Raw genomic sequence first — 24,735 nt, 5'->3', positions numbered from 1 at the left:
GGGCGTCCGGCCTCGCGCCGGACGCCCGTCGGCGTTTCCCGGCCAGGTCCGCCTGCTACGGGGAGTAACAGCGACGGGGCAGGCAACCCTGCACGGTAGGGGGACCGCCGGGACAAAGTAGTCTTGAGTCCATGCCCGAACGCCGTACCGTCGCCCTTGTCACTCTTGGCTGCGCCCGTAACGAGGTGGACTCGGAGGAGCTTGCAGGCCGCTTGGCAGCGGACGGCTGGGACCTCGTCGAGGATGCCTCCGACGCGGATGTCGCAGTCGTCAACACCTGTGGGTTCGTCGAAGCCGCCAAGAAGGACTCCGTCGACGCCCTGCTCGAAGCCAATGATCTGAAGGACCAGGGCCGCACCCAGGCCGTCGTCGCCGTCGGCTGCATGGCCGAGCGCTACGGCAAGGACCTCGCCGAGGCCCTGCCGGAGGCGGACGGCGTCCTCGGATTCGACGACTACGCCGACATCTCCGACCGGCTCCAGACCATCCTCAACGGCGGCATCCACGCCTCGCACACCCCGCGCGACCGCCGCAAGCTGCTGCCGATCAGCCCCGCCGAACGGCAGGACGCCGCCGTGGCGCTGCCCGGCCACGCCCAGGAGGCGCCCGCCCCCGCCCCCGAGGACCTCCCCGAGGGCGTCGCGCCGGTCTCCGGGCCGCGGGCGCCGCTGCGCCGCAGGCTCGGCACCAGCCCCGTCGCCTCGGTGAAGCTCGCCTCCGGCTGCGACCGCCGCTGCTCGTTCTGCGCCATCCCCTCCTTCCGCGGCTCGTTCATCTCGCGGCGCCCCTCGGACGTGCTCCAGGAGACCCGCTGGCTGGCCGAGCAGGGCGTCAAGGAGGTCATGCTCGTCTCCGAGAACAACACCTCCTACGGCAAGGACCTCGGCGACATCCGCCTCCTGGAGACCCTGCTGCCCGAGCTGGCCGACGTGGACGGCATCGAGCGGATCCGGGTCAGCTACCTCCAGCCCGCCGAGATGCGCCCCGGCCTTATCGACGTCCTCACCTCGACGCCGAAGGTCGCCCCGTACTTCGACCTCTCCTTCCAGCACTCCGCCCCGGGCGTGCTGCGCGCGATGCGCCGCTTCGGCGACACCGACCGCTTCCTGGAGCTCCTGGACACCATCCGGAGCAAGGCACCCCAGGCCGGCGCCCGCTCCAACTTCATCGTCGGCTTCCCCGGCGAGACCGAGGCGGACCTCGCCGAGCTGGAACGCTTCCTCACCGGTGCCCGCCTCGACGCGATCGGCGTCTTCGGCTACTCCGACGAGGACGGCACCGAGGCGGTCGGCTACGAGAACAAGCTCGACGCCGACACCATCGCGGAGCGCCTCGCCCACATCTCCCAGCTGGCCGAGGAGCTGACCTCGCAGCGGGCCGAGGAGCGCGTCGGCGAGACCCTCCAGGTGCTGGTGGAGTCCGTGGAGTCGGAGGACGACGGCGAGGTCGCGGTCGGACGTGCGGCGCACCAGGCTCCCGAAACGGATGGCCAGGTGGTCTTCACCACACGCGAGGGACTCGTGCCGGGCCGTATGGTCGAGGCAAAGGCTGTGGGCACCGAGGGCGTCGACCTGGTGGCCGAACACCACGAGCTTGCGGAGGTAGCCAGATGACCGGAGTCCCGGCATCCGCGGCAGGCGGCTCCGGCGCGAAGCCGGTCCGCGGCGGCAAGCTGGGCACTGCGGCCGTCAACCAGGCCAGCCTGTGGAACATCGCCAACATCCTGACCATGGTGCGGTTGCTGCTGGTGCCGGGCTTCGTGCTGCTGCTGTTCCACGACGGCGGATACGACCCGGTCTGGCGCGCCTTCGCCTGGGCGGCCTTCGCCATCGCGATGATCACCGACCTGTTCGACGGTCATCTGGCACGGGCGTACAACCTGGTCACGGACTTCGGGAAGATCGCCGACCCGATCGCCGACAAGGCGATCATGGGCGCGGCGCTGGTCTCGCTGTCGGTCCTGGGCGATCTGCCGTGGTGGATCACCGGAGTGATCCTCGCCCGTGAGCTGGGCATCACGCTGATGCGGTTCTGGGTGATCCGGCATGCGGTGATCCCGGCGAGCAGAGGCGGCAAGCTGAAGACGCTCGCGCAGGGGACGGCGGCCGGGATGTACGTCCTGGTGCTCACCGGGCCCCTGGCGACCCTGCGCTTCTGGATGATGATGGTCGCCGTCGTGCTGACGGTCGTCACCGGACTCGATTACGTACGCCAGGCCGTCGTCCTGCGCCGCAAGGGCCTCGCCGCCGAGCGAGCCGCCGCCGCCGAGCGAGCCACGGAGGCCATGGAGGCCACGGAGGCGCTTCCGGCCTCCGGCGGTGCCGCGGCGGGCGCTGCGGCCGATGTCCGGGCTTCTGCCGGTCCGGCCGCCGGCGCCGTGGCCGGTTCGACGGACGGACGACGTACTGCCGAGGCGCGCGACGCCGCGGAGGCCGAGCGGTGACAGCCGCTGCCCGGGTGCTCCGGCTTCTCGGAGCGCGGGGCGAGACGCTCGCCGTCGCCGAATCGCTGACGGGCGGCCTGGTCGCCGCCGACCTGACCTCCGTACCCGGCGCCTCCCGGTCCTTCCGGGGATCGGTGACGGCCTACGCCACCGTCCTGAAGCGGGACGTCCTGGGTGTCGACGGGAACCTTCTGGCGGAGCGCGGAGCCGTGGACCCCGAGGTCGCGCTGCAGATGGCGGCCGGTGTGCGCCGGGTTCTCGACGCGGACTGGGGCGTCTCCACCACGGGGGTCGCGGGGCCGGAACCACAGGACGGGCAGCCGGTCGGCACCGTCTACGTGGCCGTCGCCGGGCCCTCCGGCATCGAGAAAGTGTCGGCTCTGCGGTTGAATGGTGAGAGGGCGGATATCCGTAGTGAGAGTGTGCGAAGCGTCCTCGAACTGCTCGCGAGCGAACTCGCTGAGAACGCGCGGGCACAGGATACGGAACAGAACGGGGGGAATTGATGTTTGCAGCCCTGAGTGAACACGACATCGCTCCCCGCACGGCCGCAGCACAAGGCGGTACGGTAGGGCGTGAAGGATGCGGCTACGCGGTCCGAGGAGGGAGCCACCGATGATTCTGCTCCGTCGCCTGCTGGGTGACGTGCTGCGTCGGCAGCGCCAGCGCCAAGGCCGTACTCTGCGCGAAGTCTCCTCGTCCGCCCGGGTCTCGCTCGGTTATCTGTCCGAGGTGGAGCGGGGGCAGAAGGAGGCATCCTCCGAGCTGCTCTCCGCGATTTGCGACGCGCTTGACGTACGGATGTCCGAGCTCATGCGTGAAGTGAGCGACGAGCTCTCGCTCGCTGAGCTGGCCGAGTCGGCAGCTGCCAGTGATCCGGTCCCAGTACCGGTTCGTCCCATGCTCAATTCCGTCTCCGTCTCGTCGGTCGCAGGAGTGCCGTCGGGTCGGGTGACCATCAAGGCGCCCGCGGAAGCGGTGGACGTCGTCGCCGCCTGATCCACGCGGCACAGTTGCTCGACCGGAGTCCCGGTCGGCCCCTCACGGGGCCGACCGGGACTTCTGCGTTGTGTGTGTGAGCCGTGGGCGAGTGGGCACACGGATGGCAAGGCCCACATGACCGTTTTGCTTCATTTGTGCCATCGTGGGTGATGCACCGAGACGGTCAGTGAAGCGGCTGACGGATGGGAGTTGCGCACATGTCTGTGGTCAAGAGCACGTTGTCCGAGGGTGACCTCAAGACCGTGGGAACGGCGCTGCAAGGCGCGCTGGTCGACCTCGTCGACCTCTCCCTGGTGGCCAAGCAGGTCCATTGGAACGTGGTCGGTCCGCGCTTCCGCTCCGTACACCTTCAGCTCGACGACGTCGTCGTCACCGCCCGGCAGCACTCCGACACGGTCGCCGAGCGCGCCTCGGCGGTCGGGGTCAACCCGGACGGGCGTTCCGGCACGGTGGCCAAGGAGACCGCCATCGCGTCGGTGCCCGAGGGCTGGATCAAGGACACCGACGCCGTGAGGATCCTGGTGGACGCGCTGGGCGTGGTCATCGGCCGGATGCGGGAGCGCATCGAGGCGACCGACGAGCCGGACCCGATCACCCAGGACCTGCTGATCGGGCTGACGGCAGAGCTCGAGAAGCACGCGTGGATGTTCCAGGCGGAATCGGCGTGAGCAGGTCAGGGGCTCGTACGCGGGGTGACCTGCGGTGATCCATATTTCATCGCGTTTCTGTTCGAGTCTCGTGGTGTCGTAGTCGTACGGAAGGATTCCGGAATCCGGCCAGCAGGCGGAAGGACTCCGGAACGCGGCACCGCCCCTGCCCGCTGGAACAACACCTCACGACGTCGCAGGACGGCGAACGGCCCGACACCCCACTGAGTGGGTGCCGGGCCGTGGTTCTGTCCTGGCCGCAGAAGCGACCGTTTGGGTACTGACACAAGATCATTGCCGATCGACGTTGAGTCCGTGCCCCTTCGAAGAACAGCGCCACCCCCCTGGGCCATCAGCCGCCGCCAGCTCCTCGGCCGGCGCATCGCCTACTACCGCCGCAAGGCGGGCCTCTCACAAGACCAGCTTGCCGACCGCATCGGCATGGAACGCCGCACAATCCAGCGCTACGAGGCTGGCAGCCGCGACCCCCGGTACACCGACCTCCTCCTCATCGCCGACGCGCTGAACGTTCCGCTCGCCGACCTCGTGCGCAGGGAGGACCCGCCGGCCCCGGGCTCGCCGTGAACCGGGACCAGCGGGAGATCAGCGGCCGCGGCCTGTCGGGTACGGCACCGGGTGTGTCGGGGAGACCCGGCAGCCGTCGCGGTGCAGGACCACGGTCGCACCAGCACCGGACCCGCTGAACACGGGGACGTGCTCGGCCTCGCCCTCGGGGATGGGCTTGTCGCAACGGTCACAGATCATGCGGCCACCGCCGCTCGCGCGTCCCGCCACGCCTGCCGCAGCGCGGCTGCCGCCTCGCAGTCCGCACCCTCCGTACGGCACGGGGCGCACGTCTGGGTGTGCCGGATGAACGCGGTGTACGCCGCCTGCACGGCGGCCTCCACGGCCTGATACTGGGCCTGGACCGGGCCGGTCACATCAGCCCCCCGGTGGGGACGGGGACGAGCGTCCCGGCGAGCAGCATGTCGAGGCGGTCGCGCAGGGCCTCGGCTTCCGTACGGGACAGCACGAGCGGGACCTCGGCCTGGAGCTCGTCGAGGTCGTAGAGCGCGACCGGAACGCGGACCTCGCCGGTAGTCGGATCGCCGATCGGTAAGGCCGCGCGCTGCGGCGAAGCGTGCCAGGTCATGACGGACATCAAGGCCCCCTACGTGGATGACAAGACGTCACCGTAAGGGGCCTGGCAAGGAAGAACAGGTACAGGTTGTACCTGTGTCCCAACCTGTACCTGTTACCCGGCAGTAGCGATGCCGACGGCCTTCGCGAGCCTGGACGTCTCCGCACGCATCGACCGGGGGCTGTTCCGCCACAGATCCGCGGCCACCGTCCGGGCCGACGGGGTGTACGACACGGTCTCGGCCCCGATGCGGTGGGCCATCTGCATCACGTGCAGCGCGGCCGTGCGGTCGCCGCGCTGGAGGTGCCCGCGGGCGACCTCCACCCACAGGCGGGCCCGCCGCTCCACCGACGGCATCACGTCGGGGTCGATGTCGTCGGCCAGGCCGATCGCCTTCTGAGACTTCCGGAGATCCGTTGCGACCGACACCGCATGGAAGTCGACGTTGGCCCGACCGAACACCGTGCTCGGGTGCACGTAGGCGGCCGGCAGGTTCTTCGCGACCTGATCGCCCCGCCCCCAGTACCGCCACGCGTCGCCCTCCCGGCCCTCGCGGGCGGCGGTCACCGCAGCGTGCAGCTGGAGCGCACCGTAGATCCCCCGCCAGTCCTCCGGCGCCCCGTCAAGGTGCGGGCGGATCAGGTCCGCCGCCTCCGCCACCACCCGCAACGCCTCCTCCGGGTAGCTGGTCTCCCGCAGAATATTGCCGAGGTTCCACGCCGCCGCCGCTATGGCCGCGGGCTGGTCTGCAGCCTGAGCCGCTGCGAGCGCACGGTCGGCTACCACCCACGCCAGTTCGGCCGGCGCGATGTACGCGGTCGCCTGCCCGGTCAGCCGGTACACGTCCGACAGGGCGACCTGCGCCCGGCGCCGCTGCTCCCCGTCCAGGGTCCGCACCGAGAGCTCCCCGTCCCGGATGAGGGCGGGCAGGAGCGTGCACACCTCCGTGCGGTTCCGGGCCGAGGTGTGCCACAGCCGCCACGTCTGGTCCACCCGTCCCTGCAGCACGACCGGATCGATCGGCCCTGGCGCGGACGAAGTGAGCGAGCGGGTCATGACTGCGGACCAGATGTTCGGCATCCCCGGGTGGGACAGTCGGCCGATCGGGGCCGCCGTCGCGGCTGCGGCCGGGGTGTCGGTGCCGGTGATGACGGAAAGGTCGGTGACCTGGAGCGCGGCGGCGAGCTGGAGCAGCAGCGGGTGAGAGTTCAGCTCGCGCTCGCCGGACTCGATCTTCTTGAGCCACTCGACACCGCGCCCGCACTGCTGGGCAAGGACCGGCCGGGACATACCGCGCGACTCGCGAAGGACGCGGATCCGCTCGCCGGTCTTCAGCTCGCTGTCTTCGGTTGCGAGTTCCTCGGGGATGTCCATGGTGCCCCTCCGTGTGGCTGGCGCTGTGGTCGCCAGCGTACGGCGGACCTGTGGCCGAGGGGAGAGCACACGACGAAAGGCCCCCACCGCGCGAGGCGGTGGGGGCCGTGGTGGTTCATGGGTACTGGCGGCGGGTCGGGTCCAGCCCGAGCAGGGCCAGCGACGCCGGGGTGCTGGTCGGGTCCGGCGACGGCGCTCCCGCCCGCCGGCAGACCAGAGCATCAGGGTCACCGGGCGGCGGCTGCAAGCTGTACCCGGCGGGGCAGGTCTGGCCGTTCGTTCCGTCGCGTCCGTTGGCGCCGTCCTTCCCGTTCGCCCCGTCCTTGCCCGCGGCCCCCGGCGGACCAGCAGGCCCCTGCGGACCGGCAGGGCCCGGGACAGCCGAGTCCGCACCCGCGCGCCCGGGCGCACCCGGCGGCCCCGGGGACGGTGTCGCCGCCGGGCCGGTCGCGCCCTTCTCCCCAGCCGGGCCGCGCTCCCCGTGGACACCGGGCGGCCCCGGCGGGCCGGGGATCGGCACGGGGACTTCGGCGCGGGCGGGCAGGTCATCGACGGCGGCCGCAGGGTCCGGGGCCGCCGGGGTCTCGCCACGCGCCGTGATCTGCGCGCGCAGCGTCCGCACGTCCCCGGCCAACGTCGACACGGCGTCGCCGCGCCGGTCCGCCTCCGACGCCAGCTCCGTCGCCCGCGCGTCAGCCCGGCCGATCTGGAGGAACGCGACAGCCAGGCCGCCGCCCAACGCGAGGAGCGCGGCGGTGATCCACAGCAGGACCCGCCGCCGGTAGAAGAGGTGCTGCGTCCGCGTCACGGCGACCCCCCGAGCTGGGTGACGAGCAGCCGCAGCCGCGCGGACTCCGCCTTCTCCGCCGCCAGTTCGGACCGGAGCGTCGCCAGATCAGCGCGCAGCTCCGTCCGCTCCTCCTGCAGCTGGTCGGTCAAGCTGTTGTAGCCGGTCAACACGCCGCCCTCCCGGGACGCCCTCATCGCGCCCCGGGACCCGTAGATGGCTGCTGCGGCTGCCACCGGCGAGGCCAGCAGTGCACCCAGCGCGGTGAGCATCGCAGCATCCACACGGTCCTCCAGCGCATTCGACGGGCAGGTCAGAGACCCCGGCCTGGGGTGGCCTGGTCGGGCTGGCGGTTGGGCACGGCGTAGGTGATGCCGAGCGCACCGAGGACGGCGAGCACCGTGGTGACGGTCTCCCCGGTGGTGAAGACGCCGTCCTGCACGGCGGTGGCGGCCGCGGTCGCGCCGGCGGCGAGACCGGCGACGACGGCCTTGGCGAAGCTGCTGATCTTCATGGTCAGTTCTCCGAGGTGGTGTCGAGGGCGGCGCGGACGAAGCAGTCCTTCGCCTCCAGGAGCTTGCGGAGCCCGGCGGACAGCTCGGGCCCATCGGGCAGGACAGCGACGAGCTCCTGGGCGAGGTCGCCGCACGGCTTGCTCACCGTCTGGAGGTGAGCGGGCAGATGCCCGTACTCGAAGTACCGGAGCAGGCCCACCGTGGCGGGATGGCGCAGCGGTGTACTGCCGTCGATGTGCTGGGTCATCGTGTTCCCTTCTTCGTGCAGATCGGAGTTGGTGGGGTCAGGCGTTCGGAACCTTGAGCCGGTCCCACGAGGCCTTGCCGGGGATTCCGTCGGCCGCTGCGCCGGTGTAGCCGCACTTGCGCTGCCACGCGGCGTACGACTTGCGGTCCGCCTCGGACCACTTCGGGCCCGGGCCGACCTGGTATCGGCCGCAGCCCTCGGCGACCAGGCGCTTGCCCATCGCTGTGACGATCGCGCTGTTCCGGCCGACCTTGAAGAACGCGGCCCCGGGGAACGGCTCGTACGTCGGCTTGGCCGGCGGCTTCGTGGCGGGCGGCGTCGGCTTGCTTCCGAGGCGCTTGCCGATCCGCGTGCGCATCGAGTCCATCGTGAACCCGCGCGGGTCGACCTTGCCCGGCTGCCACTCCAGGTGCCCGAGCACCGACCTCTGGTTCCAGCCGTGCGCCCGGCAGACGGCGGCGGCCGCGCGCTCGATCGCGAGCAGCTGCGCCTCGGGCCAGGGGTCCTTGCCGTCGCCGAGGTTGACGGCCTCGAAGCCGTAGAAGTGCCGGTTGCCGTCGGTGTTGGCCTCGTTGTCGGCGGGGAGTGCTTGCTCGGCGATGACGGCGCGGAGCACGTCGTCGTCGCCGAGCCCGGCGTGGTTGGTCCGCCCGTTCCCGACGAGGTGGACGGTTCCGTCCTTGGCGATGACGCCGTGGCAGAGCGGTCCGGGCAGAGCGGAGTGCCCGTTGTAGCAGAGCTCGACGGAGGACGCGGTACCCGACGTCACGGTGTGGTGGATCATCACCCCGTGCGTCGGGCCCCAGGCCCCCCTGTGGTTGCGGTTGTTGGTGCGCCAGCTCCGGTGCTCGACGACGTGGAGGCCCTCGTCACGGAGGGCTTTCAGCAGTCGGTCCGCGGACAGCGGTGTGGCCATGAGGTCTCCAGACATGACGAAGCCCCGGGCCAACGGCACGGGGCGGTGGTGGGTGGGGTCAGGCGGCGACGGCGACCCAGTCGACACCGGTCGTGACGGTCGACCCGCGGGCGACGATGATCGTGAACCCGGTCGCGGATACGCTCGTGACCGACGTTTCGATCAGTACGCCGGGCGACGTCGAACGCGCCTGTGCCTGCACCCGGGGTGCCTCGGTGAACGCACCCACCGGGAACGTGACAGCGAGGGTGCCCCGGTAGTAGGTGGTGGCGTAGAGCGCCGTCGTGATGGGCGTCGAGCTCATCATGACCTCTTCGTAGCCGGACAGGAATCCGGCGGTCAGGCGGCCCGCGGTGATCCGCATGCCGGGCTGCCACGGGAATGGGAACGGCACAGCGCGCCTCCTTACAGAGCAACGATCGATGGGTAGGCGAGCCGCACATCGGTGCCCGACTGGTGCCCCTTGGCGATGCCGTTGCGGGACCGGATGACGGTGAACTCCTGCGGCTGTGGGACCTGCACGCTGAAGCTGTCCATGGCGATGATCATCGGGAGTGGGTTCGTGTTGAACTCCTGGAGGTTCATCCGGGTGCCGACCTGCCCGGGGGCTGTGAGCTCGGAGTCCGTCCACTGGACGTCCCATGTGGATGGCTCGGCGGTGCCGTCCTGCCAGCCCCGCGCGCTCAGCCGCGTCCCCTTCGTCTGGAACCGCAGCCAGTACCGGGAGCCTGCCGTGTACGAGCCGGCCATCGGCCCGATCGCCAGGGTCGTGAACACCCCGCCCACGATCTTTCTGAGGCGGCACTCCAGCGTGCCGTCGTTGTGGCAGTGCAGGACCGCGTAGTAGTAGTTGCTCGAAGAGGTGTGCCGGGACATCAGGGCCAGGTCGATGGAGTCGGTGAGGGCGACGGCCGGGAGGGTGAACCGGGCTGTGAGGACGCTGTCGGTGATGCCGGATCCGATCAGGGTCCGGCGCGATGCGTTCACCGAGGCCAGGGCGACCAGGCCCCTGGTGCCGTCGACCGTGTACTCGGTCGCCGTTCCGCCCGAGGTGGTCCATGCCTGCCCGGACGTGGACGTCCCCCACCCCGTGGCCACCGTTGTGACCCGCACGTTGTCGAAGGTCGCCACCACGGGCAGGGTGTTCGTGTTGCCGGTGGAGAGGATGGTGCGCAGCCCGACCGGGCCCGCCGCCGGGATTGTGGTGGTGACCGCCTGGGCATCCCACCCTGACGGCTCGGCCGTGGATGTCCGCCAGAGCTTCGCGACGAGCGTCGACCCGACCAGGCGGGCCCGGACCGTCCACGTCTCACCCGCCACGTAGGTGCCCTTCGACACCGGGCCCGAGATGACCGTCGACACGGCAGAAACCCGGGACACCAGGTTGAGGCTCATCGCTCCGCTGAGCCCTCGGACGACCTCCACGTAGTAGTAGTTGGAGGTGTCCGCCGCGCGCAGCCGGAGCCCCGTGGAGATCGACGCGCCGGTGGCTACGACGGGCACGGTGATGTCGGCCTGCACGTCCACGTTGGCGAGGGACAGCGCAGCCAATTGCGTGAAGCGGGAGCTGTTGACGACGCCGGCGGACATGGTGGCCGCGCCGGAGCCGACCGCGTAGTCCCCGGCCGTTCCGCCCGAGGTGGTCCATGCCTGCCCGGTGTCTGCCGACCCCCATCCGCCCGCCACGGTGCGGCCGAAGGTGTCGGTGACGGTCGGCGTGATGGTCCGGGCGAACGTGTCCGCCATGCTGGTGGTCGTTGCGGGGCCGACGCCCTGCACGGTCATCACCTCACCCCCCACCCGGATGTCGAACGGGAAGTCGCTGCCGCTGCCGCCGGCCGGGCGCAGCGTGAGGTGGGACGCCCACAGGACGTCCGTGGCGGGCGGGTAGTCCGGCACCGTCGGCGCCAGGTTCACCGTCTCCGCGCCGACCGGGGCGGTGGCGGTCAGCTCGAACCGCGTCCACTCGCCCTCGTTGACGTCCTGGTCGTTCGACGAGGTGTCGAGGTACGAGGAGCTCGGCCCGAACCAGTTCATGTTCAGCGCGACGTTGCGACCGCCAGCGCACCGCAGCCACCCGGACAACGTGTAGGCCTGCCCCGCAGTGACCGGGATCTGATCCGACCCCGCGTTCGGATACTGCGCCACCCCGTCGGGCGTCAGGCGCAGCGCCCACCGGTCCGTCGTCGGGGCTGGCCACGGTGCCGGGACCCGGTCGATCGTGCCCCCGGACCCCGACCACCCCGCCAGTCCCTCCCCGAACGTGCTGTTCGCGTTGAGCGGCGGCGGGGCCTCCACCCACGTCGGGCCGACCACGGCCTGGACCGGCAGGGCCGTGTCCGACGCGGAGACCGCACCAGCGAGCTCGGAGCCGTCGGTGTCGACGTGCCCCAGAACCGGGGCACCGATGGACCCCACCTGCCACGGCCCGGCCGGGGCGCAGTTCATGGTCAGCGCCCAGTCGTACAGGCCGAGCCGCTCGGTGTACCCGAGCATGTGCTGGTCGATACCTCCGGGCGGCAGCCACGAAGGAGGGTTGCTGATCTGGATCCGGTCCCCGATGTCGAGGCCGAGTACGTCGTCGATGAGGTGAGGTGCGGCGTGCAGCCACACGCTGATCGTCGGGTAGCGGGCCTCGTCCCACGTTCCGAGGTGCATCCGCCAGGCAGCGATCCGCTCGGGCTGGTCGTCGGTCGCCAGGCTCAGCGTCACCGACTCGTCGTAGATCCCGACCCCGGCCGGCGGCGGCTCCACCGAAAGGGGGCCGGTCTCGGCGACGGCGCGTCCCGAGGACCCGCCGGACCGTGTGACGGTGACGTCGTTGCGTAGCCGCTGGTCGTCCTCCGTCGGCTCCAGCGGCGGCGGCACCTCCCCGGGGGCCGTGTAGTCCAGGGCCAGGCGCACCGGCTGGGTGTACAGCGACGCCCGATCCCGGTAGACGAGACCCAGCCGATCGGCGGGTTCGTAGAGAATTCCGCCGTCGGTGTCCGCGGCCTCCTGGACCAGGTCCATGAGGGTGTCCGGGCGCTGCGGGCCGAGACGCTCGGTGTCCATCGCGGTGTCGCCGTCGATCCACGACAGGTTGAGCTGCGCCTCCTCCTCGTTCGCGAGACGACGCATCCTCGCAATCGCGGACTCGCCGGAGAACCCATGGTCCGCAGAGGTGTAGGCCGCGGTCGACGCCACGGGCAGGACCGCGATGTGCCCGACCTTCAGGCCGGTGACCGACGCACCGAACTGCGTGTCAATCTGAGAGACCCGCCCGGTCGTGCCGCTGTACGTCGAGCCGATCCCGCCGGCCGAGCCGCCGATGTTGTACCAGTCGAGCCGCCAGGTGACGGTGCCGCCGGACTGGGACGCCCAGAAGTAGAACCGCTGCCACCCGTCGAACACGTCGTCGCCGATCGCGGCAAACTGGTTGACGACAGTAGCCCCGTCCTCGTCGAACCCCTGGATCGTGGCGAGGTTCTCGCGCTGCACGATCTGCCATCTCTGGACGGTGCCGGTGGTCCGCCACGACAGGAACACGGCGTCCGTCGCCGGCGGGGAATCGACGGTGTACACCATGTGCACGGACCACTGGGTGGAGGTGCCGCCGGGGGCGCGGACGTTGCCGACCATGTGGGCCCCGGCGTCCACGGCGGGAAGGGCGGAGGATCCGGCGAGGGTGTTGTCCTGCCCGAACCGCCAGCCGCCGGTCACCTTGAGCGGTCTTACTCCCTCGATCGGTGAGTAGGCCTGGGTGGCCCCGTCCTCGTCCTCGCACGGCCAGTAGGCCAGCGGGGCGAACGCGGGAATACGACGGCGCAGCGTGCTGGCGAGAGCCTTCTGGCCCTGCCCGAGGCGGCGGCGGATCCCAGCGGCGTCGATCGGGACCCAGATGTCGGAGCCGGACACGTCCCACCGGGTGGGCCAGGCGCTGATCTCTCCGTGGAAGCGGTACTGCCGGTCGGTGATGGTCGCGTCTGAGCCGACGGTCCACGTGCGGCCCACACTGTCCGTCCACCCGGTCGTCCCCTCCGGCAGGGAGCGAACATCGAAGTCCGCAACCACGGTTCCGTTGATGCCTGCCCGGACCTCAGCCCGGTGCACCTGACCCTCGAGCGGGGTGACCCCGCTCGCAAGAACCGGCGCAATCTCCAGCGGGGTTGATCCCGAGTAGATGCTCGTGGCAGGGGTACTGCTCAGCACGTCGCCAATCTGGGACCACGGGCCGTCCATGGTGGGCGCCCAGTAGAAGCGGGCCGTGAAGCCACCGGCGCCGTTGTTCACGTCGAGGGTGGCTCGTAGCGCGGCCCGTTTCGGCAGGGCAGGCAGAGGCCGCTGAGCAAACAGGGTCGCCGACCCGGCGGTCGACCAGTTGAAGACGATCGTGCCGTCAAGGATCCTCAGGAGGTAGCTGCGCTGATTCCCATCCGAGTCCCACTTCCCGAGCAGCGCCTGAGACGTGGTCCCGTACCAGTCGGCTGTCGCTTCCACCCGCACGTCGATGTCCCCGGTGATGTCCAGGTCGGCGATGTCCGGTGTGCGGGCGTAGGAGGAGGTGTTGCCCTCCAGCCGCAGGTAGGACTCCGGGCCCTTCACGGACACGCGGATCGGGGTGTTGCGGCCGATCAGCCCGTAGTACGGCGACATGGGGTTGCGCGGTGAGTAGCGGCCGTCCCGGTTGTTGAGCTTCAGGGTGCACTTGGACGGGCTGCCCTTCGCGGACTCGTTCTTCGCGCCCCGCTCGATCGTGATCGGCTCGCTCTCCCGAACGTCGCTGCTGACGTCGGTCCACGTGCCGCCGATCTGGAACTCTGTGCGCCGGTCAACCACCCTGGCCTCCTTACCGGCCGAAGGCCTCTTGCACGTCGCCGCCCGCCTCAATGCGGACGATCTCCTGGAGCGCGGTGCGCAGCGCCGAGCTGCCGCCGGTGGCGTCGTAGATGACGCGGATCGTGGGGCTGGCCCCGTTGCCCGTGCGCTCTACGCCGCGAGGCGGGTTGAGCATGCTGTCGAGCTTCGACAGCGGCAGGACCGCTTCCTGCTCGGTGCCTTCACCGATCATGGCGAGCGTGGCGCCGGTGGTGATGCCGCCCTCGGCGAGCATCGGGATGTTCGGGGTGGACAGGGTCAGGGACGGGATACTGACGCCCATGATCGAGCCGCCGCCGATGGTGAAGGACAGGTTGTTCCAGCCGCTGATCAGCTGGTTGACCATGCTGCGGAACGACGAGCTGATCCCGTCCCACATGCCCGAGGCGGCGGACCGGATCTTCCCCGGGAGACCGCCGATCCAGGACACGACCTGCCCGAACCACCCGGCGACCCGGCCCGGAATCGCGGCCAGCCAGCCCACGATCGCCATGACGTCCGAGACGGCCTTGCTGATGTCGGCGACGACCCAGTCCCACGCCGCCGTCGTCTTCTGCACCACCCAGTTCCACGCCGCGGCGACCGCGTCCTTGATCCACTGCCAGGCGGTGCCGAGCTTCCCGACGATCCAGTCCCAGACGCGGCCGGTGGCGGCGGCGATCTCGTCCCAGTAGACGACGATCAATACGATGATCGCGATCAGGGCGATGATCCCCGCGATGATCCACGTACCGGGGAACGCCCAGAGCGCGGCATTCCACGCCCACTGGGCGATCACCGCGATACCGATCGCGAGAGCCAGCGCGATCAGGGCGACCGCGAGGACTTTCACCAGGCCCGGGTTCTCCTGCATGAAGTCGGACAGGAACTTCAGGGCAGGCTGCAGCAGCTCCCCGAGCGTGACCGACATGGTCCGCCAGATCGCTTCCAGAGACTTCGACGCCTCGGCCGCCCCCACTGCCTTGTCGGCGGCGCCCGCCACATCGGCCATGCCCCCCGACGCGGCGGCGGTTGCCGGGTCCATCGCCCACAGGGCGTCCGCGCCTTCGCCCGCCATGTCACCGAACAGCTCCACGGCGAGGGCGGACTGCTCGGCCGGGTCCTTCACCTCACGGAGCGCCTGCAGCGTCTTGCCGAGGGCCGCCTCAGCACTGTCCCCGCCCTTGCCGATCTCGGCGAACATCTGCTTGGCGGGCAGGCCCAGTTCCTTGAACGCCGCCCCAGCCTTGTCGGTCTCCTCGGACGTGATGCGCGCGAACTCGTGAATGACGTCGGCGGCCTGGTCGATGTCGCGGCCGCCGGCCTTGACGTACTGCGACATCATCCCGAACGCGGTCTTGCCGTCGATGCCCATGCGCTGGAAGTGCTTGCCGTACTCCTCGATGACCTTCGGGATGTCGTCGCGCATCATCGCGGGGAGTTCCTGCGCGGCGGCGGTGAGAATGTCGAAGGCCTCTTCGCCGTCCTTCGCCATCCCCATCTTGATCATTTTTCCGGCGGCGTTGGCGGACTCGGCGACGTCCAGCTCGAACGTCTCGGCGAGCATCATCGCCTTCTTGGTCATGTCGTCCATCTCGGCGTCGGTCAGATCGCCGACACCGCCCATGGCCTGCGCCACTGCACCGAGAGCGTCGCCGACCTCCTTCATCGACTCGCCCCACCCGGCCGCGTACACCCGCCCGGCCGCGTCCCCGGCGCGCGCCGCCTCGGCCTCGTTCAGCCCGAGCTGGTTCTTCAGGCTGGTCTCCACGGCCTGCAAGTCCATGGCCGCGTTGAGCCCGGCCACGAACAACGCACCGACTGCGGCACCGGCCGCAGCCGTCTGGATGCCGCCCAGGCTCGAACCCACGTCATCGGCGGCGCCCTGGGCCCCGCCGGTGAGGTCGTCGGTGTTGATCCCGATCGAGACGAGGAGCTCTTCGAGCGTGGCCATCACGGTCTCCCTTCTCTGAGATCAGCGCCGCCGAAGCGGGCGTTCATCGCCTGGACCTTGGCGAGCATCTGCTGCCAGTTGCCGGGCTGCCGCTTGGCGCCCTGGTCCCAGGTGGGCACGAAGTCCTTGGGCTCGGCCTTCTTGCCCTTGCCGCGGGCGGCGTTGGCGACGGTCGCGGCGAGGATGCCGTGCAGGATGTCCTGGCGTTCCGGGCCGATCGGGCCGGCAACGTGCTCGTAGGCCATCCACTCGGCCAGCTCGTCCGACGAGCAGCGCGCCAGGAGCTCGGGCACGGTACACCGGAGTTCGAGGGCTAGTCGGTGGTAGAAGCGCCGCTCGGGGGCGCTTCGGAGTTTCCCGCCTTCGCCTCCACGTCTTCCTTGCGGAGCCCGGACAGACGCTGCGCGACCTGCCCGACGCGTTCGAGGACGGCCCCGTTCTTCCGGCCGAGCCCGGCTACCTCCTTGTCGGTGAAGAGCCGCTCGAAGTCCTCGCCGACCAGGCACTTGGCGCAGAGCTTCGCGAGCTGGTCGGCCATGTTCATGCGCTGCACGGACCCGTTGGAGCCGAGGACGACGAGGGAGCTCTGGTAGGCGTTGCGGTCGGTGCCGGACATGCCGAGGACGCGGACGGTGCCGCCCCACTCGGGTACGTCCACGTCCTCCCACTGCCGGTCGTCCGCCGCGGTGATCTGGTCCTTGTTGAGCAGTGCCATGTTCGTGTGTCCGTTCAGGAGATGGTGGGCTTGCCGGACACCTTGAAGGTGAGGGACGCGGCGGCCTTGTCGTCGTAGGGGGCCTCCGGCTCGAACCCAGTGATGATCGCCGGGAAGGACCACGTCGTGGCCCCCGTGTCGGGGAACACGATCTTGTAGTTGCGGGGGTCCGTGTCGTCGAAGTCCGCGACGAGCGTGTCGTGCAGGGCGGGCTGGTAGTTGATGTCCGCGGACACCTCGCCCGGGTCTTTCAGACCGCCGAGGAACTCCATCCACCCGTCCGGCGACCCGTGCGACGTGACGTCGAGAGTCTCCCGGGACAGGCCCGGCCCGGACAGATTGGTGACGTCGGCGATGGCCGTGAAGACCTCCGGCGACTCGCCGTCACCGCGCTGCAGCTGTACTCCGAAGCCGTCCATACCGGCCATGAGGTGCCTCCTGGGCATGAAGAAGCCCCGGCCGACGGCGCGGGGCGGGGAAAGGGGGGGTCAGTGCTTCTCGGTGACGATCCGGTACCGCAGCACCAGATGCCGGATGTTGCCCGGCGGCTCCGGATCGGTGAGGGTCTGGGAGAACTCGAACCGGGTCGCGATCCAGTCGACGCCAGGGATCGTCAGCGGCTGGTGGTCGAGCAGCGCAGTGATTCGCTCCCCGATCCTCAGGACCCTGGCGTAGCCGCGGTACCGGTCCCACACGTGGAGCGTCGGGACGGTCTCCCGGCCGAACCCGCCGTGCCGGTTGTCCGGCGTCTCCAGTACTTCGCCGATCTGGACGAACGGGTACGGCACCTCTTCGGGCAGGTAGTCGTAGATGCCCTCGATCAGTGCGCTGAGCTCCCCGTCGGTGGACAGGACAGCGTGCAGCGCGCCCTGGACACCGAGCATGGGGGATGGGGCGGTCGTCACGACAGGGCCCTCCTCACCTCAGCCTGGATACGTTGCGGGAGCTTCGAGCGTTCGGCGGCCAGGGCCGGGCCGAGTGCCGGCCGGGCAGGGATCTTCCGGGTGCCGAACTCGTGGAGGATCGCGTAGAAGTCGTCCCGGTCCCACCACCCGATCTCGGCGCGCAGCCGGTTGTTGTGGAGCCGGGCTTTCACGCTGCGTTGAAGGTTCCTGGTGTCGACCCGAACGCCTCTGGACGCATCGGCGCGGATGGCGTCCGCGGACGCCTCCAGTGCCTTGAATCCGGCGGCCCGGATCGTCGGGGTGAGATCGGCGAGCTGGTCGCGCAACGCGTCCAGGCCCTCGATGCTGACCGTGATTTCGCTGCTGCGGGTTCCACCGCCGCGCCCGCCGCCTCTTCGCCGTCTGGCCATGAGCGCCTCCTACTTCATGCGCCGCCGAATCGCGTGGAGTTCACCGGCCACCGCGACGAGCGCCCAGGCGATAGCCAGAGGGGCGTCCGGCTCTTCGGCGCCGAGCTCGTTCTCTGCCCGGCACCGGGCTTCCTGCGGTTCGGTCTGCGGGATCCGGGGGGCCTGGCCGGTCACTGGCCGAGCTCCAGGACTGCGACGGTCACGGAGGTCACGGCGTCGTAGGTGATCGCCGCACGGCCCGACGTGCCGCGGAACAGAGGGGCGAGGGGAAGTACCCCGGTCTCCCCGGCGGCAACGACGAGCGTCGCGTCGGGGATGGCAAGCCCGGAGACGGTGCCCGGCGTGACGACCGTCGCAGTGTGCGGTTCGTCGTCGCCGTTCACCATGACGAGGAACCGGCCCGGCCCGCACGGGGCGGTGTCGCCGAGCGCGGCCGCAGCGACCGCGGCACCTTCGAGGTCGGGCAGGCCGCCGTTCACCGGGACCGGGGCTACTGCGAGCGCGGCCATGTCAGCCACCTGCTTTCTGGATCAGTTGGCACGGGGCCTTCGTGTAGACGGGGGTGGACGGCTGGACCGTGGCCAGGACCCGGAAGACCTGCGCCTGCCCGAGCGCGTCCGTGCCGCGCAGCTCGTCGCCGCGGCGGACGTCCGCGCGCGGCAGGAGGTACACGGTGTGGTCGTGCTTGGACTGGGCCTGTGCGGCCAGCATGCGGTCGGCGTTGGACGGCTGGTCGACCTTTGCCCGTACCGTGCCGGGCTGCTGGACGTAGACGGTGTCCTGCCCGCCGTACCCGTCGTCCGTGGTGGTCGGCCGCCACACCTTCAGGCGCCGGTTCAGGTACCGGCCCGGGCCGCTCACCGGGACCGGACCAGACCGGAGCCGCCGCCGAACCGTGCGGCCAGGCGGTCGCGCAGGTACGCGGGCAGTTCCATGTCGGTGGCCAAGCCGTCACCGCCGAACGTCACGGCGTAGTCGCCGATCCGCTCCGAGGTAATGACCTGCGTGCCGAGGCTCGCCCCGTCGTCCGCAGCCCGGTACGAGGCCATGGCCCCGGCGACCAGCCTGCACACCAGGTCGATGATGTCGTCGGGCACGGTCGGCAGGCCGTGCGTGTAGGTGACCTCCACCTCAGACGGACCACTGGTCGCGGTCCAGCCAGCGAACCGCCACAGCCTGTCCGACCGCAGCCGCCAGTCCGTGGCCGTGACGCCGTCGATGGCGACCGCGTCCACCGTCCGGATCGGCGAGCCGGGCAACCGCAGCCGTTGGTCCGCCTCCCCTTCCACCACCACCGTCGATGTCGTCTCGGAGATCGGCGAACCAGCGGCTTCCCGGACCGCCGCCGACGCGACGGCGAGGTACCGCTGGGCAATCGTGGTCTCGTCGTCGTCCACGGCCAGGCCGAGGGCGGCCAGGTCAGCCAGAGTTGCGAGCGGATCGAGCGCCACGACGCCCCCTTTCCTCAGGCCCCGCTGATGATGCCGCGCAGTCGCAGCGCCGCCAGCAGGACGTTGTAGGCGGTCGTCGCCGCCGCCAGGTCGGCGAACTCGGCCTCATCGTTCAGCGCGGCTGTGGTCCCGGAGAGGAGCCCGGTGTGGGTGTGGTCGGAAGCGGACGCCGTGGTGGCGGTTCCGCCCGCGAGCGCGCGCACGCTCGCCGTGCCCGCCGCCGCCGCTGTGAGCCGGGGGTCGTTGCCCGCAACCGCACCCGAGGCAGTGGCGTTGATAGTCGGGGCGAACGTGGTCGGCTTGTCGGTGATGTCGCCCCACGCGACCGCCGAACCGCCGGACGCACCCGCGACGACGGGGACGTTGTGCACGGTCCGGCCACCCGGGTACAGGAGGTCGTACAGGCCGGCCTCGGCCACCGCCGACCACGCTCCGGACGCCAGATCCGTCACGGCCGGGTTCCGGGCCGGGACGGTGCCTTCGTCGTCCTGCCACAGCTCGGCCAGATCGGTGGTACCCGCGGCGTACACGGTGACCTCACCCGCACGGATGAGGTCACCGTTCGCCGCCCGGGCCACCTCGGTGTAGCGGCCCAGCGCCATCACGACCCCATTTCGATGAGGTCGGCCTTGGTGTAGTTCGCCGCATCGTCAGCGGACAGGTGCCCCTGGCTGACGACGAACGCAACCCACTCGGCCTTCGAGGCGTTCACCCCGGGCCGCGGTGTCCGGCCGGCCGCCAGATCGGAGCCGTCCGAGGATGTGCTGCCGCTCTCCTCCTGTGCGCCCGCGGGGGCGCCCGCATACGGGGAGCCGTCCTCGTTCACGCGGACGAGCAGCCCCCGCTCGTACCGCTCTGCGATGCCCTCGGGCAGCGGCAGGTCCATCGCGAAGACCATGCCGCCCTCACCCCGGACATGGATCGTCTCGGCCATGTCAGGTGTTCCTCGGGACTCGCAGTGCGGTGATCGTGCCCGTGGTCGTGGTCGACTCGATGAGCATCGAGCCGTCGTTCTGCACGAACCGGCCGGACTCGAACGGGCCGATGAACTGCGTCGCCCCGAACGCGACGGACACGGCGAGGTCGCCCTGCCCGGCAGCGAGGGCCGGCGGGTGGTCGCCCGCCTTGACCGTGATGGTGAGCGCCGTGTCGTCGTCGCTGTTCGTGACACGGAGGACGGTCAGCTCGGGGAACGCGTCCGCAAGCTGCATGTCGTTCGTCGGTGCCGCGACGAGCGCGGTCCCCGCGGGCTGCGCGAGGTTCCCGTTCGGCACGAGATTGGAGTACGCGAGCTGTGTGGTTGCCATGGGTCAGACTCCTCGATCAGGCAGCGGGGTTGATGAACGCGGCGGCCATGTGGTCCGGGCGGACGAGCTTTGCGCCGTACAGGGCGAGGCCCTTGACCGCGTCGGAGAAGCTGGACTCGGGGCGGTAGGCCTCGGTCTTGTTGATCTGCTCGGCGAACGTGATCGCCGCGTTCGTGCCCGCGGTGACGACCTGCGTGTCCCCGGTCGGGTTCGGGATGTTGTTCGACTCGTAGATGTCGAACCCGGCGGCCCGGCCGACCATGCCGTTGCGCAGACCGTCACTGGTGCCCGACTCGTTGACCTTGATGAACCGGGAGTCGAGGAGCAGCGAGGCGTAGAACTCGGCGGACACGATCGCGTAGCGGCCCGCGGTCGGGACGTTCGCCTTCGTCAGGCGGGTCCGCAGCGGGACCAGGACCTTGTCGTAGGCCTCGGTCGGCGTGCTGTACGTGTCGATGGGCGAGCCCTGCCCGTTCAGGAAGTTGGCCGTCTGGATCTGCGTGTACAGACCGGCCACGTACTGGTCGACGGTGTCCGCCAGGGCGTAGGCCGCCTCGGACATCGCCTGCGGGACCAGGCCGCCCTTGGCCTGCCGGGCGTCCACGTCGTCGATGCTGAACGCCCAGTACTTCGACTGGTCCACGGTCAGCGTGCGCTGCCCGGTGGTCAGCTTCTCCGGCGTGATGACGGTGGAGCCGGGCACGTAGTTGCCGACCGCGGGCCGGGACACGGAGGTGATACGGACGGTGTCACCCGCCTCGCTGATCTCGCCCTCGTAGTCGCGGTTCACGACGGTCGGGCCCGCGTAGATGAGGTTCTTCCGGACCGCGACGAGCAGTCGCGAGCTCCAGATTTCGGGAACGAAGTTCCGGACGGTCATGGTGTTCTCCCTGGTTACTTGCCGCCCATGAGGTCGTCGAGCCGGCCGTCTTCACGGGCCTTGTCGATCGCCTCAGGGGACATGGACTTGAGGTCTGCTCGGGTGAGCTGCTTCGGCCGGCCCGCCTTGCGCGCTGCCCCGCCGTCGCCAGTGCCCTGGAACCTCTTCGCCGTTGCGGCAGCCAGGTAGGGCTTGGACTTGATGAGCTCGTTGATCGCTTCGGTGACCTCGTCGGAATCGAGGTCGCCGTTTTCGTCAACCTCGAACTGGTCGAGGTCGAGAAACTTGTAGGCGTCCGCCGGGTCGGCCAACACACCCTTCGCGGCGGCCTTCACCTCGGCGCGGATGATGCGGGCGTTGGCCTTCGAGAGTGCCGCGGTCTCGGCCTGGCGGCGGACCTGCTCGGCCTCGTCGGCGCCGTCCTTCTCGGCCAGGCGCTCGGCTAGCTCCCGCGCCCGGTCCCGCTCGGCCCGCCACTTCCCCTTCATGCTGGCCAGGGCGCGCTTGCCCTTGTCGCCCAGCTCGTCGGCACCATCCGGGTCCGGCTCATCGCCTTCTCCGGATTCGTCCTCAGGCTCGTCGCCCTCGGGCTGCTCCTCGCCGTCGTCGCCGCCCTCCTCGCCGCCGTCGGCATACAGGGTGAACGGGTCGGCGTAGGAATGGGCCCAGCCGGGCGCGTGCGCGCGGGCGTGACGGGGCAGGGTGCGGGGGTTCATGGGTTCTCCCGTTGCGGGTGAAGGGCCCGTGCGTTGCGCGCGGGCAGGGGTCAGTACAGGTAGCCGTGCAGCCGCAGCAGACGCATGGCGTGCGCGCGGTCGTCGGCGAGACGAAAGATCTCTTCGGGCATGAGCCGCGGAGACCGGGACCGCTCGTAGCGCTGGCCCGGCAGGCGCCGGAAGTCCTGCGCCCGGCGGCCAGCCACGCCACGGCGGGTGGTGCCCTCAGTCGTGGTCTGGAGACGGCGGCCGAACGCGGTGGCGGTGGCCATGCCCCGGCGGGCGTTCACAACCTGCCCGAGGTCGGCACCCTCGTTCAGCGCCTGGGCCCCGGCCTGTCCGAACACCCGCTGCTTCTCCTTGGCCGACATGGCGTCGACCACCTTGCGGGGGTCCTGGGCCTTGGGCCGGTGGGCCCGGGTGACAGGCTCCATGCCGCAATGGCACCGGGGGTGCCGCAGGAAGCCGCTGGAGACGCCGTACTCGGCACCGGCGAGGATGATGCACCGCGAGCAGGCCCCGGCCTCCACGACGCGGATGTAGGACGTCACCGCCGGGCGGGCGGTCATGCCGACCGAGTCCGCAGCGCGGCCTGCGTCGGCGACCGCCGTGCGCACCATCAAGTCCAGGAGCAGCTGCCCGCGGGCGAGCGCCTGCACGATCGGTAGCCCCTGCGTGACGAGTCGTAGAGCAGTGAACACGGGGACCTGCAACGCCTGCGCGAGCGGCACACCGTCACCGGTCACCCCGGCCAGCGACTCCGGCACGAGCCGGTCCGACTGCGCCTGGCCCGGGTCATCACCGAGGAGCGAGCCGAGCCACGGTTCCGTACTGCGCGCGGCGGCCAGCTGCGCACCGGCCACTGCGGCGACGACCGGTCCGAGCGCCGCCACCCACGACAGGCCGGGCGCGTCCCGGTCGACACCCCGCCACGCAGTACGCGCGGCACGGGATGCGGCGGCCGCCAGGCGCAGGCGCGCGAGCGCGTGCGCCACCGCCATCGGGGACGGGCTCACACCACCACCTCCTCCGTCTCTTCCTCCTCGGGCGTGGTCGGTTCCGGTGCAGCAGCACCGGTGAGCTGACGGGTGATCTCCGAGACCGGGTCCATCTCCATCTCCCGCTCTCGCATCGCGACCACGTCGGCCACCTCGGTCGGCGTCAGCCCGTACCGCAGGGCCAGCCACTCGAAAGGGAAGCCGAGCTGCTTCAGCTTCAGCAGCGCGTCCGCCATCTGCGCGTGCGACCGGGACTCGGAGTCGGCCCACAGCACGCGGCCCGAGCGCAACGCGCGCGCCAGGCCGTCCTGCCCGCGGGCCAAGGCGATCAGCCGGGCAACCTCCCGCAGCCCCTGCCCGAACCACAGCTTCTTCTCGTCAACCCGCTGCACCAGACCGGTCTCAGCGGCGAGCAGCGCGTCCGCGCTGAGGTTGGCCATCTTCCCGATCAAGTAGTGCTGGGGTGTGCGGGTCTGGGCGGCGAGGTGGCCGACGGCGACCTCGATGATGCCGGTGTACGCGGCCAGGTTCGCGGCCTGCCACTCGGCGATCTTGGCGTCCTTGCCGGTGATCCACGCGACCCGGTCGATCTGGAACTTGTCGAGGTCGACGGGCTGCTTCCCGATGATCTCCCCGGCCGAGTTCAGCTTCGGGATCATCGGCCGTTCGGCTCCCATGACGACACGCTGCGGGAAGGACGCGTAGTCCGACGCGGTGAACAGCTGCGCCCAAACCAGGTTGATGGCGTCCTGCATCGCGATCACGCCGTGCACGTCGCTGATCGGCTCGTCCACCAGCATCGGCTTGTTCGGCAGCTCCACCATCGGCACCACGCCCATAGGGTTCGGCTGCGGGTTCGGCTCGTCGCCCAACTCGCGCGGCCGCCACCGCTTCAGCTCCTCGTCCACATCCGCCATCTGCGGAGACTTGTCCTGCTGAGCCAGCGGCCGGCAGAACTTCCACACTTCGTGCGGCAGGTACAGGGTGGCGTAGTCCTGGTTGCCGTCCTGCCACCGCTTCAGCGCCGCCCGCCGGTGCCGCCGAGACCCGGGCTCGTAGGCCACGATGCACTGCGAGGCGTCCTCGAACGTGACGACGGGCATGTCCGGGTCGTCGGGGTCGCCCCACACCAGCACGAAGCACCGGGACCCGGTCACCGCGCCGAGAAACCCCAACTGCGAGTCGGCGTCCAGGCCGTTGACCTGCCACACCTCCCACAGATCCTTGTCGGCGGTGATCTCCCCGGACGCCTGGAACCCGGTCACGGTCAGCCGCTCCACCGGGGAGTCGGCGACCACCTGCGTCCAGTTGTCGGAGAAGTCCCGATAGCGGTCACCGTGGAACTTCGCGAACTCGGCCGACGCGAACTTCAGCCGCTGGTTGCCCCGGTAGTAGTCGTTGTGCCGGTCGATGTCGCCGCGCCGCCGGATCAACTCGTTCTCCAGCAGCCCGACCAGCTGGAGAGCCTGCCCCTCCGTAGCCATGGGCCCT

The 24,735-nt window shown here is 70.4% G+C and carries 33 protein-coding genes; 6 read left to right on the top strand and 27 right to left on the bottom strand.

Features of this window, described 5'->3' with window-relative positions:
- The first annotated feature begins 131 nt into the window (after positions 1-131).
- The 6 genes from rimO to ACIQPT_RS34935 all read left to right on the top strand — a co-directional run bounded on the left by rimO (position 132) and on the right by ACIQPT_RS34935 (position 4,677).
- Complete coding sequence (gene rimO, locus ACIQPT_RS34960; protein ID WP_401162010.1) at positions 132-1,613, top strand: 30S ribosomal protein S12 methylthiotransferase RimO; 1,482 nt, start codon at positions 132-134, stop codon at positions 1,611-1,613.
- Positions 1,610-2,443 carry a CDP-diacylglycerol--glycerol-3-phosphate 3-phosphatidyltransferase gene (gene pgsA, locus ACIQPT_RS34955; RefSeq protein WP_401162008.1) on the top strand — a complete coding sequence of 278 codons (834 nt, stop codon included), beginning with the start codon at positions 1,610-1,612 and terminating at the stop codon, positions 2,441-2,443. Before rimO ends, pgsA begins: the two co-directional genes overlap by 4 nt.
- A complete protein-coding gene (locus tag ACIQPT_RS34950; RefSeq protein WP_401162006.1) occupies positions 2,440-2,949 on the top strand; it encodes a CinA family protein in 510 nt (169 codons plus the stop codon). Before pgsA ends, ACIQPT_RS34950 begins: the two co-directional genes overlap by 4 nt.
- A gap of 109 nt (positions 2,950-3,058) precedes the next feature.
- Positions 3,059-3,442 carry a helix-turn-helix domain-containing protein gene (locus ACIQPT_RS34945; RefSeq protein WP_003965837.1) on the top strand — a complete coding sequence of 128 codons (384 nt, stop codon included), beginning with the start codon at positions 3,059-3,061 and terminating at the stop codon, positions 3,440-3,442.
- A 200-nt stretch (positions 3,443-3,642) separates the two neighbouring features.
- Positions 3,643-4,113 carry a Dps family protein gene (locus ACIQPT_RS34940; protein ID WP_401162004.1) on the top strand — a complete coding sequence of 157 codons (471 nt, stop codon included), beginning with the start codon at positions 3,643-3,645 and terminating at the stop codon, positions 4,111-4,113.
- A gap of 294 nt (positions 4,114-4,407) precedes the next feature.
- Positions 4,408-4,677, top strand: a complete 270-nt coding sequence (locus tag ACIQPT_RS34935; protein ID WP_401162003.1) for a helix-turn-helix domain-containing protein — start codon at positions 4,408-4,410, stop codon at positions 4,675-4,677.
- Between the two features lie 18 nt (positions 4,678-4,695).
- On the opposite strand, the gene ACIQPT_RS34930 is transcribed toward ACIQPT_RS34935, so the two are convergent.
- The 27 genes from ACIQPT_RS34930 to ACIQPT_RS34800 all read right to left on the bottom strand — a co-directional run bounded on the left by ACIQPT_RS34930 (position 4,696) and on the right by ACIQPT_RS34800 (position 24,728).
- Positions 4,696-4,857 (bottom strand): hypothetical protein, encoded by a 162-nt coding sequence (locus ACIQPT_RS34930; protein ID WP_401162001.1) that lies wholly within the window; start codon positions 4,855-4,857, stop codon positions 4,696-4,698.
- Positions 4,854-5,033, bottom strand: coding sequence for a hypothetical protein (locus ACIQPT_RS34925; RefSeq protein WP_401161999.1), 180 nt, complete (start codon positions 5,031-5,033; stop codon positions 4,854-4,856). The genes ACIQPT_RS34930 and ACIQPT_RS34925 overlap by 4 nt, the downstream gene beginning before the upstream one ends.
- Positions 5,030-5,245 carry a hypothetical protein gene (locus ACIQPT_RS34920; RefSeq protein WP_401161998.1) on the bottom strand — a complete coding sequence of 72 codons (216 nt, stop codon included), beginning with the start codon at positions 5,243-5,245 and terminating at the stop codon, positions 5,030-5,032. Before ACIQPT_RS34920 ends, ACIQPT_RS34925 begins: the two co-directional genes overlap by 4 nt.
- A 102-nt stretch (positions 5,246-5,347) precedes the next feature.
- Positions 5,348-6,607, bottom strand: coding sequence for a multiprotein-bridging factor 1 family protein (locus tag ACIQPT_RS34915; protein WP_401161997.1), 1,260 nt, complete (start codon positions 6,605-6,607; stop codon positions 5,348-5,350).
- 115 nt (positions 6,608-6,722) lie between these two features.
- Positions 6,723-7,415: a collagen-like protein gene (locus ACIQPT_RS34910; RefSeq protein WP_401161996.1), complete on the bottom strand. Its 693-nt coding sequence runs from the start codon at positions 7,413-7,415 to the stop codon at positions 6,723-6,725.
- On the bottom strand, positions 7,412-7,678 hold the full coding sequence (locus tag ACIQPT_RS34905; RefSeq protein WP_401161994.1) for a hypothetical protein: 267 nt from the start codon (positions 7,676-7,678) through the stop codon (positions 7,412-7,414). The genes ACIQPT_RS34910 and ACIQPT_RS34905 overlap by 4 nt, the downstream gene beginning before the upstream one ends.
- Before the next feature lie 29 nt (positions 7,679-7,707).
- Entirely contained in the window at positions 7,708-7,908 is a 201-nt protein-coding gene (locus tag ACIQPT_RS34900) for a hypothetical protein (RefSeq protein ID WP_401161993.1), read from the bottom strand.
- A 2-nt stretch (positions 7,909-7,910) separates the two neighbouring features.
- Positions 7,911-8,156, bottom strand: coding sequence for a hypothetical protein (locus ACIQPT_RS34895; RefSeq protein ID WP_401161991.1), 246 nt, complete (start codon positions 8,154-8,156; stop codon positions 7,911-7,913).
- 37 nt (positions 8,157-8,193) lie between these two features.
- Positions 8,194-9,072, bottom strand: coding sequence for a peptidoglycan-binding protein (locus tag ACIQPT_RS34890; RefSeq protein WP_401161989.1), 879 nt, complete (start codon positions 9,070-9,072; stop codon positions 8,194-8,196).
- A 58-nt stretch (positions 9,073-9,130) separates the two neighbouring features.
- Positions 9,131-9,466, bottom strand: coding sequence for a hypothetical protein (locus ACIQPT_RS34885; protein ID WP_401161987.1), 336 nt, complete (start codon positions 9,464-9,466; stop codon positions 9,131-9,133).
- Between the two features lie 11 nt (positions 9,467-9,477).
- The gene (locus ACIQPT_RS34880; protein WP_401161985.1) at positions 9,478-13,890 is read right to left on the bottom strand and encodes a hypothetical protein; all 4,413 of its coding nucleotides are present in this window, start codon (positions 13,888-13,890) and stop codon (positions 9,478-9,480) included.
- A 10-nt stretch (positions 13,891-13,900) separates the two neighbouring features.
- Entirely contained in the window at positions 13,901-15,862 is a 1,962-nt protein-coding gene (locus ACIQPT_RS34875; protein ID WP_401161983.1) for a phage tail tape measure protein, read from the bottom strand.
- On the bottom strand, positions 15,862-16,155 hold the full coding sequence (locus ACIQPT_RS34870) for a hypothetical protein (RefSeq protein ID WP_401161981.1): 294 nt from the start codon (positions 16,153-16,155) through the stop codon (positions 15,862-15,864). The genes ACIQPT_RS34875 and ACIQPT_RS34870 overlap by 1 nt, the downstream gene beginning before the upstream one ends.
- A 20-nt stretch (positions 16,156-16,175) precedes the next feature.
- On the bottom strand, positions 16,176-16,577 hold the full coding sequence (locus ACIQPT_RS34865) for a hypothetical protein (protein WP_401161980.1): 402 nt from the start codon (positions 16,575-16,577) through the stop codon (positions 16,176-16,178).
- 14 nt (positions 16,578-16,591) lie between these two features.
- Positions 16,592-17,005, bottom strand: coding sequence for a phage tail tube protein (locus tag ACIQPT_RS34860; RefSeq protein WP_401161979.1), 414 nt, complete (start codon positions 17,003-17,005; stop codon positions 16,592-16,594).
- 60 nt (positions 17,006-17,065) lie between these two features.
- Positions 17,066-17,482, bottom strand: coding sequence for a DUF3168 domain-containing protein (locus tag ACIQPT_RS34855; RefSeq protein ID WP_401161977.1), 417 nt, complete (start codon positions 17,480-17,482; stop codon positions 17,066-17,068).
- Positions 17,479-17,892, bottom strand: coding sequence for an HK97-gp10 family putative phage morphogenesis protein (locus ACIQPT_RS34850; protein ID WP_401161976.1), 414 nt, complete (start codon positions 17,890-17,892; stop codon positions 17,479-17,481). The genes ACIQPT_RS34855 and ACIQPT_RS34850 overlap by 4 nt, the downstream gene beginning before the upstream one ends.
- Positions 17,893-18,062: 170 nt before the next feature.
- The gene (locus ACIQPT_RS34845; RefSeq protein ID WP_401161974.1) at positions 18,063-18,401 is read right to left on the bottom strand and encodes a hypothetical protein; all 339 of its coding nucleotides are present in this window, start codon (positions 18,399-18,401) and stop codon (positions 18,063-18,065) included.
- A gap of 1 nt (position 18,402) precedes the next feature.
- Positions 18,403-18,753: a head-tail adaptor protein gene (locus ACIQPT_RS34840; protein WP_401161972.1), complete on the bottom strand. Its 351-nt coding sequence runs from the start codon at positions 18,751-18,753 to the stop codon at positions 18,403-18,405.
- Positions 18,750-19,343 (bottom strand): hypothetical protein, encoded by a 594-nt coding sequence (locus ACIQPT_RS34835; RefSeq protein ID WP_401161971.1) that lies wholly within the window; start codon positions 19,341-19,343, stop codon positions 18,750-18,752. Before ACIQPT_RS34835 ends, ACIQPT_RS34840 begins: the two co-directional genes overlap by 4 nt.
- 14 nt (positions 19,344-19,357) lie before the next feature.
- A complete protein-coding gene (locus tag ACIQPT_RS34830; RefSeq protein ID WP_401161970.1) occupies positions 19,358-19,945 on the bottom strand; it encodes a hypothetical protein in 588 nt (195 codons plus the stop codon).
- On the bottom strand, positions 19,945-20,277 hold the full coding sequence (locus ACIQPT_RS34825) for a hypothetical protein (protein ID WP_401161968.1): 333 nt from the start codon (positions 20,275-20,277) through the stop codon (positions 19,945-19,947). The genes ACIQPT_RS34830 and ACIQPT_RS34825 overlap by 1 nt, the downstream gene beginning before the upstream one ends.
- A 1-nt stretch (position 20,278) precedes the next feature.
- Positions 20,279-20,650 (bottom strand): hypothetical protein, encoded by a 372-nt coding sequence (locus tag ACIQPT_RS34820; RefSeq protein WP_401161967.1) that lies wholly within the window; start codon positions 20,648-20,650, stop codon positions 20,279-20,281.
- Between the two features lie 16 nt (positions 20,651-20,666).
- The gene (locus ACIQPT_RS34815) at positions 20,667-21,530 is read right to left on the bottom strand and encodes a P22 phage major capsid protein family protein (protein ID WP_401161966.1); all 864 of its coding nucleotides are present in this window, start codon (positions 21,528-21,530) and stop codon (positions 20,667-20,669) included.
- A gap of 14 nt (positions 21,531-21,544) precedes the next feature.
- Entirely contained in the window at positions 21,545-22,246 is a 702-nt protein-coding gene (locus tag ACIQPT_RS34810; protein ID WP_401161965.1) for a hypothetical protein, read from the bottom strand.
- Between the two features lie 50 nt (positions 22,247-22,296).
- Positions 22,297-23,262: a hypothetical protein gene (locus ACIQPT_RS34805; protein WP_401161963.1), complete on the bottom strand. Its 966-nt coding sequence runs from the start codon at positions 23,260-23,262 to the stop codon at positions 22,297-22,299.
- Entirely contained in the window at positions 23,259-24,728 is a 1,470-nt protein-coding gene (locus tag ACIQPT_RS34800) for a phage portal protein (protein WP_401161961.1), read from the bottom strand. The genes ACIQPT_RS34805 and ACIQPT_RS34800 overlap by 4 nt, the downstream gene beginning before the upstream one ends.
- Between the last annotated feature and the right edge of the window lie 7 nt (positions 24,729-24,735).

Source organism: Streptomyces sp. NPDC091289 (genome assembly GCF_044757365.1).
GTDB lineage: Bacteria > Actinomycetota > Actinomycetes > Streptomycetales > Streptomycetaceae > Streptomyces.
Note: the sequence above shows the minus strand (reverse complement) of the source record. Positions and strands in the feature narration are given on the sequence as shown.